At 71.7% G+C, this 15,240-nt stretch carries 17 protein-coding genes; 13 read left to right on the top strand and 4 right to left on the bottom strand.

All coding sequences use genetic code 11. From position 1 onward, the window contains the following. The first annotated feature begins 2 nt into the window (after positions 1-2). From QQX09_RS11610 to era, 6 genes are read left to right on the top strand one after another with little or no spacing between them, the layout of a single operon-like run. Positions 3-770, top strand: a complete 768-nt coding sequence (locus QQX09_RS11610) for a 16S rRNA (uracil(1498)-N(3))-methyltransferase (RefSeq protein ID WP_301134861.1) — start codon at positions 3-5, stop codon at positions 768-770. Positions 771-808: 38 nt separating this feature from the next. Further along, positions 809-1,150, top strand: a complete 342-nt coding sequence (locus QQX09_RS11605) for a histidine triad nucleotide-binding protein (protein ID WP_301134859.1) — start codon at positions 809-811, stop codon at positions 1,148-1,150. A gap of 38 nt (positions 1,151-1,188) precedes the next feature. Continuing rightward, entirely contained in the window at positions 1,189-2,193 is a 1,005-nt protein-coding gene (locus QQX09_RS11600) for a PhoH family protein (RefSeq protein WP_301135034.1), read from the top strand. Beyond that, positions 2,190-2,639: an rRNA maturation RNase YbeY gene (gene ybeY / locus QQX09_RS11595; protein ID WP_301134857.1), complete on the top strand. Its 450-nt coding sequence runs from the start codon at positions 2,190-2,192 to the stop codon at positions 2,637-2,639. Before QQX09_RS11600 ends, ybeY begins: the two co-directional genes overlap by 4 nt. Further along, entirely contained in the window at positions 2,636-3,952 is a 1,317-nt protein-coding gene (locus tag QQX09_RS11590) for a hemolysin family protein (protein WP_301134855.1), read from the top strand. The genes ybeY and QQX09_RS11590 overlap by 4 nt, the downstream gene beginning before the upstream one ends. Next, positions 3,945-4,847 (top strand): GTPase Era, encoded by a 903-nt coding sequence (era, locus tag QQX09_RS11585; protein ID WP_301134853.1) that lies wholly within the window; start codon positions 3,945-3,947, stop codon positions 4,845-4,847. Before QQX09_RS11590 ends, era begins: the two co-directional genes overlap by 8 nt. 125 nt (positions 4,848-4,972) lie before the next feature. Here era and QQX09_RS11580 read toward each other — a convergent pair whose 3' ends face one another. Together QQX09_RS11580 and QQX09_RS11575 are read right to left on the bottom strand one after the other, a co-directional pair. Beyond that, positions 4,973-6,181, bottom strand: a complete 1,209-nt coding sequence (locus QQX09_RS11580) for a hypothetical protein (RefSeq protein WP_301134851.1) — start codon at positions 6,179-6,181, stop codon at positions 4,973-4,975. Positions 6,182-6,307: 126 nt separating this feature from the next. Continuing rightward, complete coding sequence (locus QQX09_RS11575) at positions 6,308-6,466, bottom strand: hypothetical protein (RefSeq protein ID WP_301134849.1); 159 nt, start codon at positions 6,464-6,466, stop codon at positions 6,308-6,310. Positions 6,467-6,783: 317 nt separating this feature from the next. Between QQX09_RS11575 and leuA the strand changes: the two genes are divergently transcribed. After that, on the top strand, positions 6,784-8,529 hold the full coding sequence (gene leuA, locus QQX09_RS11570; protein ID WP_301134847.1) for a 2-isopropylmalate synthase: 1,746 nt from the start codon (positions 6,784-6,786) through the stop codon (positions 8,527-8,529). Further along, positions 8,526-9,053, top strand: coding sequence for a hypothetical protein (locus QQX09_RS11565; RefSeq protein WP_301134846.1), 528 nt, complete (start codon positions 8,526-8,528; stop codon positions 9,051-9,053). The genes leuA and QQX09_RS11565 overlap by 4 nt, the downstream gene beginning before the upstream one ends. Positions 9,054-9,140: 87 nt before the next feature. On the opposite strand, the gene QQX09_RS11560 is transcribed toward QQX09_RS11565, so the two are convergent. Both QQX09_RS11560 and QQX09_RS11555 read right to left on the bottom strand, forming a co-directional pair. Beyond that, positions 9,141-9,884, bottom strand: coding sequence for a DUF4386 domain-containing protein (locus tag QQX09_RS11560; protein WP_301134845.1), 744 nt, complete (start codon positions 9,882-9,884; stop codon positions 9,141-9,143). Positions 9,885-9,923: 39 nt separating this feature from the next. Continuing rightward, on the bottom strand, positions 9,924-11,015 hold the full coding sequence (locus QQX09_RS11555) for an NAD(P)-dependent alcohol dehydrogenase (protein WP_301134843.1): 1,092 nt from the start codon (positions 11,013-11,015) through the stop codon (positions 9,924-9,926). Positions 11,016-11,112: 97 nt separating this feature from the next. Here QQX09_RS11555 and QQX09_RS11550 point away from each other — a divergent pair, with 97 nt between their 5' ends. The 5 genes from QQX09_RS11550 (at position 11,113) to phnC (ending at position 15,238) form a co-directional block, all read left to right on the top strand. Further along, a complete protein-coding gene (locus tag QQX09_RS11550; protein WP_301134841.1) occupies positions 11,113-11,787 on the top strand; it encodes a TetR/AcrR family transcriptional regulator in 675 nt (224 codons plus the stop codon). A gap of 19 nt (positions 11,788-11,806) precedes the next feature. Continuing rightward, a complete protein-coding gene (gene recO, locus QQX09_RS11545) occupies positions 11,807-12,538 on the top strand; it encodes a DNA repair protein RecO (protein WP_301134838.1) in 732 nt (243 codons plus the stop codon). Between the two features lie 153 nt (positions 12,539-12,691). Continuing rightward, the gene (locus QQX09_RS11540; RefSeq protein ID WP_301134836.1) at positions 12,692-13,402 is read left to right on the top strand and encodes an HAD family hydrolase; all 711 of its coding nucleotides are present in this window, start codon (positions 12,692-12,694) and stop codon (positions 13,400-13,402) included. A 1-nt stretch (position 13,403) separates the two neighbouring features. Further along, the gene (locus tag QQX09_RS11535; protein WP_301134834.1) at positions 13,404-14,411 is read left to right on the top strand and encodes a phosphate/phosphite/phosphonate ABC transporter substrate-binding protein; all 1,008 of its coding nucleotides are present in this window, start codon (positions 13,404-13,406) and stop codon (positions 14,409-14,411) included. Further along, positions 14,411-15,238 (top strand): phosphonate ABC transporter ATP-binding protein, encoded by an 828-nt coding sequence (gene phnC / locus QQX09_RS11530; RefSeq protein ID WP_301134832.1) that lies wholly within the window; start codon positions 14,411-14,413, stop codon positions 15,236-15,238. Before QQX09_RS11535 ends, phnC begins: the two co-directional genes overlap by 1 nt. Positions 15,239-15,240 lie beyond the last annotated feature (2 nt).

Here is a 15,240-nt window from a genome sequence, read left to right as displayed (position 1 = left end):
CGGTGACCGCCCCCGTCTTCGTCGACCCCGCGGCCGCCACCGCCGCCGCGGGCGACGTGCTGCGGGTCGAGGGGGACGAGGCCCGCCACGCGGTGACCGTCCAGCGCCGTCAGGTGGGCGAGCGCGTCGACGTGGTGGACGGGGCGGGCGCCCGCGCGCGCGGCGTGCTCGCCGCGACGGGGGACCGCTGGATGGAGGTGCGCGTCGAGGCGGTGAGCCGCGACCGCGACCCCGAGGTCACGCTCGTGCAGGCGCTCGCGAAGGGCGGCCGCGACGAGCAGGCGGTCGAGGCGGCCGTCGAGCTCGGCGTCACGCGCATCGTCCCGTGGGCGTCCGACCGCGCGATCGTGCAGTGGCGCGGACCCAAGGCCGCCAAGGGCCGCGAGAAGTGGGCGTCGCTCGCGCTCGCCGCCGCGAAGCAGAGCCGGCGCGCCGTCGTCCCGCCGGTGGACGATGCGGCGACCACCCGGCAGCTCGCGGCGCGGGTGGCGGAGGCGGTCGCCTCGGGCGCCCGGGTGCTCGTGCTCCACGAGGCGGCCGCCGCGCCGATCACGGCCCTGAACTGGGACGATGCGGACACGGCCGTGTGGCTGGTCGTCGGTCCCGAGGGTGGCATCTCCGACGCCGAGGTGGAGGCGCTCACCGCCGCCGGCGCCGAGGCCGTCGTGCTCGGCCCCCATGTGCTCCGCGCATCGTCCGCCGGTCCCGCCGCGCTCGCGGCGCTCGCCGCGCTGCGCGGCCACTGGGCGCGGCCGGAGGCGCATCCCTGAGGCCACCGGGCGTCCGCCCAGGTCATTACGCTAGGGGGATGAGCACCACGGACTGCATCTTCTGCAAGATCGTCGCGGGGGAGATCCCCTCGACCACGGTCGTCGAGACCGAGAACGTCATCGCGTTCCGCGACATCGCGCCCAAGGCGCCGGTGCACGTGCTCGTCGCCTCGAAGCAGCACGTCCCCAACGTCGCCGCGGCCGCGCGCGAGATCCCCGAGGTCCTCGCGGAGATGGCACAGGTGGCGCAGCAGATCGCGGACGCCGAGTGCGACGGCGAGTACCGCCTCATCTTCAACACCGGCCCCGCCGCGGGCCAGACCGTGTTCCACGTGCACGGCCACGTCATGAACGGCGGCGCGCTGGGGTGGGACGCGTGAGCGTGACCCGGGTCGTCGTCGTCGACGACGCGGCGAGGATGCCCGACCTGCTGGGGTCCGGCGACGGCGTGCTCCGGGAGGTCGAGCGGGCGTTCCCCGCGGTCGACATCCTCGTGCGCGGCAACCGCATCACGCTGACGGGCGACGAGGACGATGTGGATGCCGCGGCCTCGGCGGTGGAGGAGCTGCGCGACGTGCTGGGCGCCGGCGTGCCGCTCACCCCGGAGGTCGCACGGGAGTCCGTGCGCATGCTGCGCTCGACGGGGCCTGCGACGGGCGGCACCACCACCGTCGCGGAGCGCCCCGCGGGCGTGCTCAGCCGGTCGATCCTGTCGACCCGCGGGCGCACCATCCGCCCCAAGACCCAGGGCCAGGCCTCGTACGTCCACGCGATCGAGGGCCACACCATCACGTTCGGCATCGGCCCCGCCGGCACCGGCAAGACGTACCTCGCGATGGCCCAGGCCGTGGCGGCGCTGCAGTCCAAGCGGGTCAACCGCATCGTCCTCACGCGCCCGGCCGTGGAGGCGGGGGAGCGGCTCGGCTTCCTGCCCGGCTCGCTCAGCGAGAAGATCGACCCGTACCTGCGGCCGCTGTACGACGCGCTGCACGACATGATCGACCCCGAGTCGATCCCGCGGCTGATGGAGGCCGGCACCATCGAGGTGGCGCCGCTCGCGTACATGCGCGGCCGCACGCTCAACGACGCGTTCGTCATCCTCGACGAGGCGCAGAACACCACGCGCGAGCAGATGAAGATGTTCCTCACGCGCCTGGGCTTCGGCACCACCATGGTGGTGACGGGCGACGTCACGCAGGTCGACCTGCCCGGCGGCACCCGCTCGGGGCTGCGCGCCGCGTCGGAGATCCTCACGGGCGTCGAGGACATCGCGTTCTGCCACCTCGGCGCGCAGGACGTGGTCCGGCACCGCCTGGTGAGCGACATCATCACCGCGTACGCGGAGAACGACGAGAAGGACGACGGCCGCGGGCCGCGCCCCACCGGCCAGCGCCGCCGGTTCGACAAGGAGGAGCCCCGGTGATCGAGGTCAACAACGAGACCGACGCGAGCATCGACGAGGTCGAGTTCGCCGAGCTCGCCAAGTACGTGCTGGGCCGGATGCACGTCGCCGAGGGCGCGGAGCTCGCGATCATGTTCGTCGACGAGGAGGCGATGGAGCAGCTCCACCTCCAGTGGATGGACGAGCCCGGACCTACCGACGTGCTGAGCTTCCCCATGGACGAGCTGCGGCCGGGCACGCCCGACGAGCCCACGCCCGCGGGCCTGCTCGGCGACATCGTCGTGTGCCCGTCGGTCGCGAAGCGCCAGGCGGCGTCCGCCGGTCACAGCGCGGAGGAGGAGATGCTGCTCCTCACCACGCACGGGATCCTCCACCTGCTCGGCTACGACCACGTCGAGCCGGAGGAGGAGAAGGAGATGTTCGCGCTCCAGCGCAACCTCCTCCTCACGTTCCTCGCGAGCCGATGACGTCCTCCGCCGTCACGCTGCTGCTGGCGGTCGTGGTCGCGGGCCTCGCGGGCGCGGCGATCCTCCACGCCGTCGTCGCCGCCTTCGAGCAGATCCCCTACGCGGACGAGCGCCGCATGGCCGGCCAGCTGCGGCCGGACGGCGCGCCCACGCGAGCCGCCCGCCTCGCCGCGCTGCCCGACCACGCCGACACCGCATCGTCCGTCGCGTACGCGGTGCTCGAGACCGTGGCGATCGTCGCGTGGACCGCGCTCGCGCTCGCGTGGGGCGACGCGCTGGGCTGGGAGACCGGCCCGACGCTGCTGCTCGCGTGGGTCGTGGCCGCGTTCCTGTCGCTCGTCATCGTGCGCGCCTGGCCGCGCGCCGCCGCCCGGCGCGCTCCCGAGACCGCGATCCGCGCGCTCGCGCCGCTCGCCTGGACGCTCATCCGGCTCACCGCGCCCATCCGCGCCGTGGTGCCCGCGCTGCGCATCCGCGAGCTCGCCGAGCCCGAGGACCTCGTCGAGCAGGCGGGGGAGGCGCTCGAGGAGGAGGACGCCGAGCTGCTGCGCTCGGTCGTGAGCCTGGGCGACACCCTCACCCGCGAGGTCATGGTGCCGCGCACCGACATGGTGACCATCCAGGCGGGCACACCCGCGCGCAAGGCGATGGTGCTGTTCATGCGGTCGGGCTACTCGCGCGTGCCGGTGATCCGCGGCGACGTCGACGACACAGTCGGCGTGCTGTACCTCAAGGACGTGGTGCGGGCGACGTGGGACCACCCCGAACGGCTCGAGGAGCCCATCGACCACCTGCTGCGCGAGGCGGTGTTCGTGCCCGAGTCCGTGCCCGCCGACGACCTGCTGCGGCGCATGCAGGACGAGGTGTTCCACATGGCGGTGGTGGTGGACGAGTTCGGCGGCGTCGCCGGCGTGGTCACCATCGAGGACGCGCTCGAGGAGATCGTGGGCGAGGTGGTCGACGAGCACGACCGCTCCGCGCCCGAGGTCGAGGACCTGGGCGAGGGCCGCTACCGGATGCCGGCCCGCTGCAGCCTCGACGAGCTGGGCGAGCGGTTCGACGTCGAGATCGACGACGAGGACGTGGAGACGGTGGCGGGGCTGCTCGCGAAGGCGCTGGGCAAGGTGCCGATCCCCGGCTCGCGCGCGACCGCGCACGGCATCGAGCTGTTCGCCGAGCGCGCGGAGGGCCGCAGGCGCACGCTGGTGTCGGTGATCGCGACGCGCGCCGAGGTGGACGATGCGGCGCCCGGCACAGGCGAGAACGAGACGGTGCCGCGCAGGCGCGGCCGGAAGGACGAGGACGATGACTGAGAACCACCGATCCGGCTTCGCGGCGTTCGTGGGAAGGCCCAACGCCGGCAAGTCGACCCTGATGAACGCGCTGGTGGGGGACAAGGTCGCGATCATGTCGTCGCGGCCCCAGACGACGCGCCGCGCGATCCGCGGCATCGTCAACCGGCCCGAGGCCCAGTTGGTCATCGTGGACACCCCCGGCCTGCATCGTCCCCGCACGCTGCTGGGCGAGCGCCTCAACGACCTCGTGCGCGAGACGCTGTCGGAGGTCGACGTGATCGGCTTCTGCCTGCCCGCCGACGAGAAGGTGGGCCCGGGCGACAAGTGGATCGCGCGCGAGCTCGCCGATGCGCGACGTCCCGTCGTCGCGATCGTCACCAAGGTCGACAAGGTGCCGCGCGACCGCGTCGCGGCGCACCTGCTCGACGTGTCGCAGCTGGGGGAGTGGGCCGAGATCATCCCCGTGAGCTCGGTCAAGGACATCCAGATGGGCACGCTCGTCGACGTGCTCGCGAAGTACCTGCCGGAGGGTCCCGCGCTCTACCCGGAGGGCGAGCTCACGGACGAGCCCGAGGACGTGCGCATCGCGGAGCTCATCCGCGAGGCGGCGCTCGAGGGCGTCCGCGACGAGCTGCCGCACTCGATCGCCGTGGTGATCGAGGAGATGGTGGAGCCCGACTCGGAGGACGCCCACCGGCCGGTGCTGGAGATCCGCGCGCACGTGTTCGTGGAGCGCGACTCGCAGAAGGGCATCATCATCGGCAAGGGCGGGTCGCGGCTCAAGGAGGTCGGAGCGACGGCGCGGGCCGGGATCGAGCACCTGCTGGGCCGGAAGGTCTACCTGGACCTCCATGTGAAGGTCGCGAAGGACTGGCAGCGCGACCCTAAGCAGCTGGGGCGGCTCGGGTTCTAGCGATTCCCAATGAAGCATGTGACACATGTGATCTCGTGGGGATGAGGGGGCCGGCGTCCGCGACGGTGGCCTGACTGGTGCATCGTTGTCGCGTGCGGTCGGACCCGCTCGTGCGTCGGCAGCTTCTAGTCCGTGAGCGCGATGGTCGCCCAGATCTGGCTGGGGATGTCGGCATCCCAGACGTCCGCGGTGCCCCGGATGACCACCTTCGCCTTGACGTCGTGGTGGCTCATCACCGCCGCCTGGACGGTGTGGCTGCCGTCGCAGGAGTACTCCGCCGAGACGTTGAGCAGGTGCCCGTCGTCGTAGGACGGAGTGGGCTCTGCCGCCTCGCAGTCGCCCGCCAGGTCGGACTCGGAGGCGGCGAGGTGGTCGATCGTCATCGAGTCGGGCCGCAGCTCGACGCTGACGCCCGGCGCCGTCGTGGTCGAGAGGAAGGCTTCGATATCGGGCGCCGCCACCAGTGCGGGCGCAGAACCGCCGTCGTCCGAGGCCGCGCCTGGCACGCCGTCGACCTCCCAGCCCGCCGGCACGGATAGCGAGATCCGCCCGCTGTCATCGGTGACGGAGGTGAAGCTCGTGGGCGTGCCCAGCTCGGACGACATGGCGTCGTACGCCTGCATCGCGATACGGATGGACTCCCAGACGGTCGACTTGAGGCCGTCGCGCGACTCCTCCTCGGTGAAGCGGAGCGCGGCGGCGGCGCCGACGCGGTCCGGCGGGCCGCGGAACACCCACAGTGTCGTGTCGTCGGCAGCCGTGTCGTCCCACCGCGTGCACGCGAGGTCGACGGTGGCACCGTAGAAGTCCCCGTCGACGTGAGACACCGGTGGGCCGGTCATCTCGCACCCACGCCAGCTCTCGGCCTCCTGCTCGACGCGGTACGAGTAGTCCTCCTGGACTGTGTCGAGCAACCGCACGCTCACCCCGGAGGACTCGAAGGTGCCGTAGGCCCCGTCGAACTCGTTGGAGTAGACGAACTCGTTGATGTCCGGCCAGACAATGAGCGAGGGGACGTAGGCGGCGCCATCGCCTTGGGGCCGGGGGCGACCGTCGACCTCCCAGCCCACCGGTGCGAGCATCGAGATCCGCCCGCTCTCATCGGTGACGATCCGCACATCCGCACCATCGGCGGTCGAAGCACCCGCGGACGGGCTGGTGTCGCCGGCATCGGTGTTGGCCGACGACGCGGGTGCGCCCGACGTGCTCGTCTCAGCGCCGCCGTCGGCTGCCGTGCAGCCCGCCAGCAGCGTGAGGAGCGCCGCGGTCGCCGCGAGGGTCCTGCTTCCGTGGGTGCGCACCTGGCTGTGCCCATGCGTCCTTGTCGCCTCCATGGTGCATCCCCCCGATGCCACGGCCGGAACCTCGACGGGTCCGCGTCATCGTTGGACCCGAGGCCCACCCTAAAGCGCGCAAACCTGACAAACCGGCGAGCGACACGCCGTTTGCTGGGAGTCGGGCTACTGGATCGAGGACAGGATCTTGAGTGCTTGGGCGAGGAGCAGGACGAAGCCGCCGCTGCTCAGCAGGATGATGGCGAGGACGGTCGGGACGGCCCAGAAGGGCTGCTCCTTCTTGGCGGTGGCGGCGGGCTCGGTGGTGGCGATCTGGTCGGGCATGTGGGCTCTCCTCGTCGGTTTCGTACTTAGTACGCCTTGTGGTCGCCACGATAGTCGTACTAAGTACGATACGCAAGAGCTGGCGCGACGACCCTTGCCGGACTGGCGAATCGTCCCGTTATCCGCCCGGCGCCTGCCACGACCAGCGCTCGTCACACGCGTCACCTTTGTCATTGGCAGTCGTCCGCTATGGTGGACGCATGCGTGCACGCTCGCTGCTCCTTAGCTGCCGCGACGAGGCCTAGAACAGGCCGGATCCTCGTCGCGGCGGTTCGTGTGCCGGCTCACAGGACAGCGACACAGCTAAGGATTCCCACATGATCAGCGAGCACTACACCGGCGGCGCCCAGACCGCGTCGCCGATGCCCATCAAGAAGTACGTCCCGTTCGATCGCCTGATCGACGTCGACCTGCCCGACCGGACGTGGCCGGGCAAGCGCATCACCAAGGCCCCGCGCTGGTGCGCGGTCGACCTCCGCGACGGCAACCAGGCGCTCATCGAGCCCATGAACGCCGAGCGCAAGATGCGCATGTTCGAGCTCCTGGTCCGCATGGGCTACAAGGAGATCGAGGTCGGCTTCCCGAGCGCGAGCCAGACGGACTTCGACTTCGTCCGGCAGCTCATCGAGGAGGACCGGATCCCCGATGACGTCACCATCCAGGTCCTGACCCAGGCCCGCGAGCACCTCATCGAGCGCACCTACGAGTCCCTCAAGGGTGCCAAGCAGGCGATCGTCCACCTGTACAACTCGACGAGCATCCTCCAGCGCGAGGTCGTGTTCCGCGCGGACGAGGACGAGGTCCTGGACATCGCCACGCATGGCGCGATGCTCTGCCAGAAGTTCGAGGAGACCATCCCCGACACCCGTGTCTTCTACGAGTACAGCCCCGAGTCGTACACCGGCACGGAGCTCGCCTACGCGGTGCGTGTCTGCAACGCCGTGCTGGACGTGTGGAAGCCCACGCCCGACCGCAAGGTCATCATCAACCTGCCCGCCACTGTCGAGATGGCGACCCCGAACGTCTATGCCGACTCGATCGAGTGGATGAACCGGAACCTCGACTACCGCGACTCCGTGGTCCTGTCCCTGCACCCGCACAACGACCGCGGCACCGCGATCGCGGCCGCGGAGCTGGGCTACATGGCCGGCGCGGACCGCATCGAGGGCTGCCTGTTCGGCAACGGCGAGCGCACCGGCAACGTCGACCTGGTGACGCTGGGCATGAACCTCTTCAGCCAGGGCATCGACCCGGAGATCGACTTCTCCGACATCGACGAGGTCCGCCGCACGGTCGAGTACTGCAACCAGCTCGACGTGCACCCGCGCCACCCTTGGGGCGGCGACCTGGTCTTCACCGCGTTCTCCGGCTCGCACCAGGACGCGATCAAGAAGGGCCTCGAGGCGATGGATGCCAAGGCGCAGCGGCAGGGTGTCGAGGTCGACGATCTGCTGTGGGCCGTGCCGTACCTGCCGATCGACCCCAAGGACGTGGGTCGCTCGTACGAGGCGGTCATCCGCGTCAACTCGCAGTCCGGCAAGGGCGGCGTGGCGTACCTGCTCAAGACGGAGCGCAATCTCGACCTGCCCCGCCGCCTCCAGATCGAGTTCTCCCGCGTGGTCCAGCGCGCTGCCGACGCCTCCGGCGCCGAGATGACCGCCGACTCGCTGTGGCGGATCTTCGAGGACGAGTACCTGCCCGCCGCGGACCCCGAGCGCGCCTGGGGGCGCCTGGCCCTCGTGGGCACGCGCGGCACGTCGAGCGAGACCGGCCCGGACACGCTCGCGGCCGACATCACCGACGGCGGCCAGGAGGTCACCATCGAGGGTTCGGGTAACGGCCCGGTCGCGGCCTTCGTCGCGGCGCTCGGCACGCGCGGCGTCAAGGTCGAGGTCCTCGACTACCACGAGCACGCGATGAGCACCGGCGGGGACGCCACCGCCGCCGCGTACGTCGAGTGCGCGATCGGCGACGAGATCCTCTGGGGCGTCGGCATCGACCCGTCGATCACCACCGCGTCGCTCAAGGCGATCATCTCGGCCGTCAACCGCGAGGGGCGATGACCCGTCGCATCGCGGGGGTCGCCGCGGCCGTCCTGGCCGCGGCGGCCCTGACCGCGTGCGGCACCGCCCTGCCCGACACCGAGCTGTCGGACCTGACGGCGCTGGGGCTCGAGTCCGTCCCGTGCGAGGACACCGTGCAGATGGCGGGCATCCAGTCGGATGACGACCAGGCCGTCATCGAGTGCTGGACGGGCGCCCCCGACGACGGCATCATCGCCACCGCGGACGCGGTCCTCGAGGCGCTGCTGGCGGACAACGCCGGCGCCGAGGACGTGAGCGCGGCGCTGTGCTGGGATGACACGGTGACCGATGCGGAGGCCAGCGCCTGCCGCGCGATCCTCGTGGGTGACACCACCGATGGTGCCGTGGTCTCCGCGGTGCTCGCGCTCAAGGACCCGGGTGCGGTCATCGGCGAGCTGCCCGACGCCCCCACCGACGACGAGGTCGAGGCCGCGCTCGCGGGGGCGGACGTCGAGGTCCTCGTCTTCAGCGAGCCCGCGTCCTCGGAGACCGGCGGCGCCTGACCCGCACCCGACCTGCGCCTGACCCGCGTTTGACGCGCAAAGCCCCGCCGCACCCGGGAGGGCACGACGGGGCGGTGCGGGCACGGCTCAGGCCGTGACCAGGTCCGGCTCCCGGCCGGGGAGGGCCGCCACCGCGCGCGGTGCACGCGTGAGGAGCCAGACGGTGAACCACACCTCCGTGACGATCGACGCGGTGGCGACGATCGCGAGGAACGCCCCGCCGAAGTCGGCGTAGTTGGCGAGCAGGAGGTGGGCGAAGGTGTCCGCCACGTACGCGACGCCCGCGATCCCCAGGCCGTAGCCCAGCGCGCGGGGCCCGATGCGCGACGCGACGAGGATGCGGCCGAGCACCATCAGGTGCAGGCCGAACGCCACGAGCGCGAGCAGCCACGTGATGTCGAAGGCCTCCATCGCGAGCCCGGTCCAGGCCTCGCGCTGACCGGCGTCGAGGCCCGCGACGATGTCGCCGCCGACCGCGAGCTGCAGGGCGAGGTACATGAACGTGATCGCGGGGATGAACGCGACCGTGTAGGCCAGGCGGAGCCATGCGGCAAGCAGCGAGCGGCGCTCGCCCGTGTGGCGCAGCAGCACGTGCAGGGCCCACGCGATGCCGATGTCGATCATCGCGATCGCGGCGAAGCCTGCGATGCCGAACCGGAACGTGGTCTCGTTCTCGGCGATGTTGGCCATGGTCGCCGCCGGGTCGTCGAGCACGACGAGCTGGTTGCGGACCAGGAAGTTCGCGCCCATGGCGAGGAGCACGATGGCGATGTAGCCGAGGCCGGCGAGGCGCGCCGCCGATCGGGGCGAGAGGTCGGTCGTGACGTTCATGACGGGTTCTCCTGTCGGGACGATGCGGTGGAGACGCGCTCAGCGGGCGTCGCGGACGAGGACGGCGGCCTTGCCGGAGACGATGCCCGCGGCCAGGTCGGTGACGGCGTCGCCGGCGCGCTCGAGCGGGTACGTGCGGCTGACCGCGGCGCGGACGCTGCCCGCGTCGACGAGGTCCCTCACGCGCTCGAGGCGCTCCGTGGTCGTGGCGGACACGAAGCCCATGAGGCGCTGCGAGGCGAACAGCGAGACGAGCGGCGCCCACAGGGTGCGGCCGCTGCCGCCCACCAGGGCGTCGCCGCCCTCGCCTCCGACCATGACGAGCGTGCCGGTGGGGGACAGGATGCGGCGCAGGCGGCGCAGCGAGGTGAGGCTGCCCGCGTCGATGATCACGTCGAAGGACTCGTCGAGCTCGGTCACCTCGGTGGTCCGGTAGTCGATGACGCGCTCCGCGCCCAGCTCGAGCACCAGCTCGGCCTTCGCGGCGCTGGCGACGCCGGTGACGTGGGCCCCGGCCGCGACGGCGATCTGCACCGCGAACGAGCCGACGCCACCCGACGCGCCCAGGATCAGCACGCGCTGGCCGGCCTCGACCTTGGCGCAGTCCTGGACCGCCTGGAGCGCGGTGACCGCGGACACGGGCATGGCGGCCGCGTCGGCGATCCCCGCAGCCTCGGGCCTGAGTGCGAGCCGCTCCTCCTTGGCGATCGCGAACTGGGCGAACGAGCCGTCGGCGGTGCCGAAGACCTCGTCGCCCACGGCGAACCGGGTGACCCCGGCGCCCACGGCGGAGACGACGCCGGCGAGGTCCGAGCCCTGGACGGGCTGCTTGGGACGGCGCAGGCCGAAGCCGATCGCGCGGATCACGAGCGGGCGGCCCGTGGCGAGGTGCCACACGCCGCGGTCGACGCCCGCGGCGTGGACCTCGACGAGGACCTCGCCGTCGCCGGGCTGCGGAACCGGCACGGTGTCGAGGTGGATCTCCTCCGGGCCGGCGTAGCGGCGCTGGACGGCTGCGCGCATGGTGGTGTCCCCCTCGGTGATGGACGTGGCGTCGCTGGCGGAAGCGGCGGCGGCGATGGTGGCGGCCGAGGCGGCGGCTGCGGCCTGGGCGGTGGTGCTGGCGTTCATGGTTTCCTCCCCGTGTGTCACGCAATCGTACTTAGTACGAGTTGCTATGCTCGACCGTAGGCGTACTTAGTACGAACCGCAAGGGCTGGAGGCAAGAATGTCGGATACCAGGCAGGATGTGCGCAAGCCGCGACTGTCGCGCGAGCGGATCCTCGCCGCCGCGATGGATCTCGCCGACCGCGACGGGATCGAGGCGCTCACGATCCGCAAGCTCGCGGACGAGCTCGGCACCAAGCCGATGACGATCTACCACCACGTCGACGGCAAGGAGGCGCTGCTCGACGGCATGGTCGACGTCGTGTTCTCCGAGATCGCGAAGCCGCCCGTGGACCTCCCATGGCAGGAGGCCCTGCGGGTGCGCTGCCGCTCCGCGCGCGAGGTCCTCGGCCGTCATCCCTGGTCCGTGCCGCTGCTCGAGTCCCGGCACCACCCGGGCCCCGAGCTGCTCGCGCATCACGAGTCGGTGCTGGTCGCCCTCGACCGTGCCGGGATGCCGCTGCCGCTCGTGGCGCACGCCTACGCGGTGCTCGACAGCTTCGTCTACGGCTTCGCGATGCAGGAGGCCAACCTCGCGGTGCAGCGCGGGGACGAGGACGCGGAGCTGGCGGGGGAGATCGCCGCGGCCTTCGATCCGGGCGCCTATCCGATGATGACGCGCTTCGCGATGGAGCACGCGATGCAGCCCGGCTTCAACTTCGGGGACTCGTTCGACTACGGGCTCGACCTGCTGCTCGACGGGCTCGCGCGCGCCGTGGATCGGGAGCGCGCCTGACGCGCGGGACAATGGTCCGGTGCCCCTCTACCGAGACGACGCGATCGTCCTCCGCACCCACAAGCTGGGTGAGGCGGACCGCATCGTCACGATGCTCACGCGGCGCCACGGCAAGGTCCGGGCGGTCGCGAAGGGCGTGCGCCGCACCTCGAGCCGGATCGGGTCCCGCATGGAGCCGTTCATGCTCGTCGACGTCCAGCTGTACGAGGGCCGCAACCTCGACATCGTGAGCCAGGTGGAGACCAAGGAGCCGTACGCGCGCCGCATCGCCGAGGACTACGGGATGTACACGGCCGCCACCGCGATGGTCGAGACGGCCGACAAGCTCGTGGATCACGAGCGCGAGCCCGCGTGGGAGCAGTACCGCCTGCTCCACGGCGCGCTCGGCGCGCTGAGCCGCCGCGACCACGAGCCGGGCCTCGTCCTCGACAGCTTCCTGCTGCGCTCGCTCGCGCACGCGGGCTACGAGGCGAGCTTCCACGACTGCGCGAGCTGCGGCCGCGAGGGCCCGCACCGTGCGTTCGTGGTGGGCGAGGGCGGCGCGGTGTGCGAGTCGTGCCGGCCGCCGGGCGCGGCCGCGCCCGCCCCCGAGACCTTCTCCCTGCTCGAGGCGCTGCTCTCGGGCGACTGGGGGACCGCGGACGTCTCCGACGGGCGCCACCGCAAGGAGGCCGCGGGCCTGATCGCCGCCTTCGCGCAGTTCCACCTCGAGCGCAAGGTGCGCAGCCTCGGCCACGTCGACCGGTCCTGAACGAGGGGGCCGGTCGGAGGGCGGCGGCCGCCCCGCGCCCACGCATCACCGCGTTATTTAACAGGATGTTCACCTGTTCGTGGCCATTCCGTCCACATCGGGCCGCTACTTTGGACGCATCGTCCAGACAAGCGAGCCGACCGGAGGAAGCCTGTGCCGCGAACCGTGATCTTCGACTTCGACGGGACCCTCGCCCTCGGTGACGGGCCCCTCGACGCGTACGTCCGTGCGGTCGACGAGCTCGCCGGGGTGGAGGGATTCGCCGAGGCGGCCGCGGTCGAGCGGTCTCGGCTCGCGACGGAGCCCGGCCTGTACCGCGACGCGTACCACGCGGTCGCCTCGGCGGCCGAGGCCGTCGGGATCGACCAGCAGACCATGTCTGCCGGATACCTGCGCAGCCGCGACCTCCTCGCGACGGACGAGGCGCCGGTCGTCGCCCCGCCCGGGCTCGGCGAGTTCCTCGCGCGGCTCGCCCGCCACGCCGAGCTCGTGCTCGTCACGAACGCTCCCGACACCCGCATCGCCGAGGCGCTCGAGGCGCTCGGCGCCGACGGCGTCTTCTCCCGCCGCGTCTGCTCCGCGCGCAAGCCCGCAGGGATCGCGGCGGTGATCGACGTCGCGCTCATGCGCGGTCCGGTGCTCTCCGTCGGAGACATCGACGAGTTCGACCTGGCGCCGGCGCGCGAGCGCGGCGCGGACACGGCCCTCGTGGGCCCCGCCGCTGCGCACGGTGCAGCCCAGGTCACCTTCGCAGGGGAGCGGCTCGAGCTGCTCTACCCCGCGATCGAAGCGTGGGCGGCCGGTGCGGCGCCCGACGAGATCGTGCCACCCGGCACAACCTTCCCTCATGAAAGGCACGTCTGATATGCGTTCCACGATCCTCACCGCCGGCCTCGCGGCCTCGGCCCTCGTCGCGCTCGCCGGCTGCAGCAGCGACGCCGGTGCAGAGCCCGAGTCGACCGCCGGAGCCGCCGGCACGGAGTGGCCCAGCGAGATCACCCTCGCGCTCATCCCGAACGAGAACGTCCAGGACCTCGTCACCTCGGTCGAGCCGCTCACCGACTACCTGTCCGCCGAGCTCGGCATCACGGTCGAGGGCGTCGTGACCAAGGACTACCAGGCCGCCGTCGAGGCGATCGGCTCGGGCCAGGCGCAGATCGCGATCGCGGACGCCGGCTCGCTCGCGGCCGCCGAGGACATGTACGGCGCTCACGCGGTGCTCCAGGACGTGCGCTACGGCGCCTCCCAGTACGCCTCGATGTTCTTCACCTCGAACCCCGACAAGTACTGCGACGACGAGCCCGTCGAGGCCACCTATGCGGCTACCGGCCAGACCTTCCTCTACTGCAACGGCGTCGCCGCGGGCGAGGACAACGCCGGCGTGGGCCCGATCGCCGTCGACAAGCTCGGCCTCATCGAGGAGGGCACCGCGGTCGCGTTCGGCAACACCACCTCGCCGGCCGGCTACCAGCTCCCGGTCCTCGCGCTCGAGGAGCAGGGCGTCGACATCGACTCGCTCGACCAGGTCCCCGTGACCGGCAACGACACGCTCATCATGGCGGTCTACAACGGCGACGCCGAGGTCGGCTTCGCGTACTGGGACGCCCGCTCGTCGATCGACACCGCCGAGGTCCCCGACCTCGGCGAGAAGGTCGTCGTCTTCGGCCTGTCGGAGATGTACCCCAACGGCGGCGTGGTCCTCTCCGACGAGCTGCCCGAGGACCTGCGTACCGCGATCACGGACCTCATGGACGGCTTCTCGGAGGTCGACCCGGAGACCCTGCAGAACCTCTTCAGCCAGACCGACTGGGTCCCGGCCGACGCCGACGCGATCGACCTCGCCCGACAGGTCAACGCCCGCTTCAGCGAGTGATGAGCGACCTCTCCACGCGACCGGAGGCCGGGGGCACGACGCCCTCGGCCTCCGGGCCGTGGCCCATCGAGCTCGACGAGGTCACCGTCCGCTACCCCAACGGCGTGACGGCGCTCAAGGGCGTCTCGCTCCGCATCGAGGCAGGCGAGATGGTGGCGATCGTCGGGCTGTCCGGGTCGGGCAAGTCCACGATGATCCGCACGATCAACGGGCTGGTGCCGCCCACGTCCGGCCGCGTGGCCGTCGGACCGCACGCGGTCAGCGAGCTGCGCGGCCGCGCGCTGCGCGAGGCTCGCGGCGACATCGGCATGATCTTCCAGGGCTTCAACCTCGCCGACCGTGCGAGCGTGTTCCACAACGCGCTGGTCGGCCGGTTCTCCCACATGCCGACATGGCGGACGATGCTCGGGCTGGCGTCCGACGTCGACCGCGACATGGTGATGCGCTCGCTCGACTCCGTGGGGATGCTCGAGAAGGTCTGGCACCGCGCCGGCGCGCTCTCAGGCGGCCAGAAGCAGCGCGTCGCGATCGCGCGTGCGCTCAGCCAGGAGCCTGCCGTCATGCTCGCCGACGAGCCCGTCGCGAGCCTCGACCCGCCCACCGCGCACTCGGTCATGGCCGACCTCGCCTCCATCAACGCGTCGCGCGGGCTCACCGTGCTGGTCAACCTCCATCTCATGGACCTGGCCCGGCAGTACACGACCCGCATGATCGGGCTGCGCGCGGGCGAGGTCGTCTACGACGGCCCCGCCGCATCGGCCACCGACGCCGACTTCGAGGCGATCTACGGGCGGCCCGTGCAGTCGCGCGACCGGCTGGGGGAGTGACG

The sequence above is a fragment of the Demequina litoralis genome, assembly GCF_030418455.1.
Classification (GTDB): domain Bacteria; phylum Actinomycetota; class Actinomycetes; order Actinomycetales; family Demequinaceae; genus Demequina; species Demequina litoralis.
Note: the sequence above shows the minus strand (reverse complement) of the source record. Positions and strands in the feature narration are given on the sequence as shown.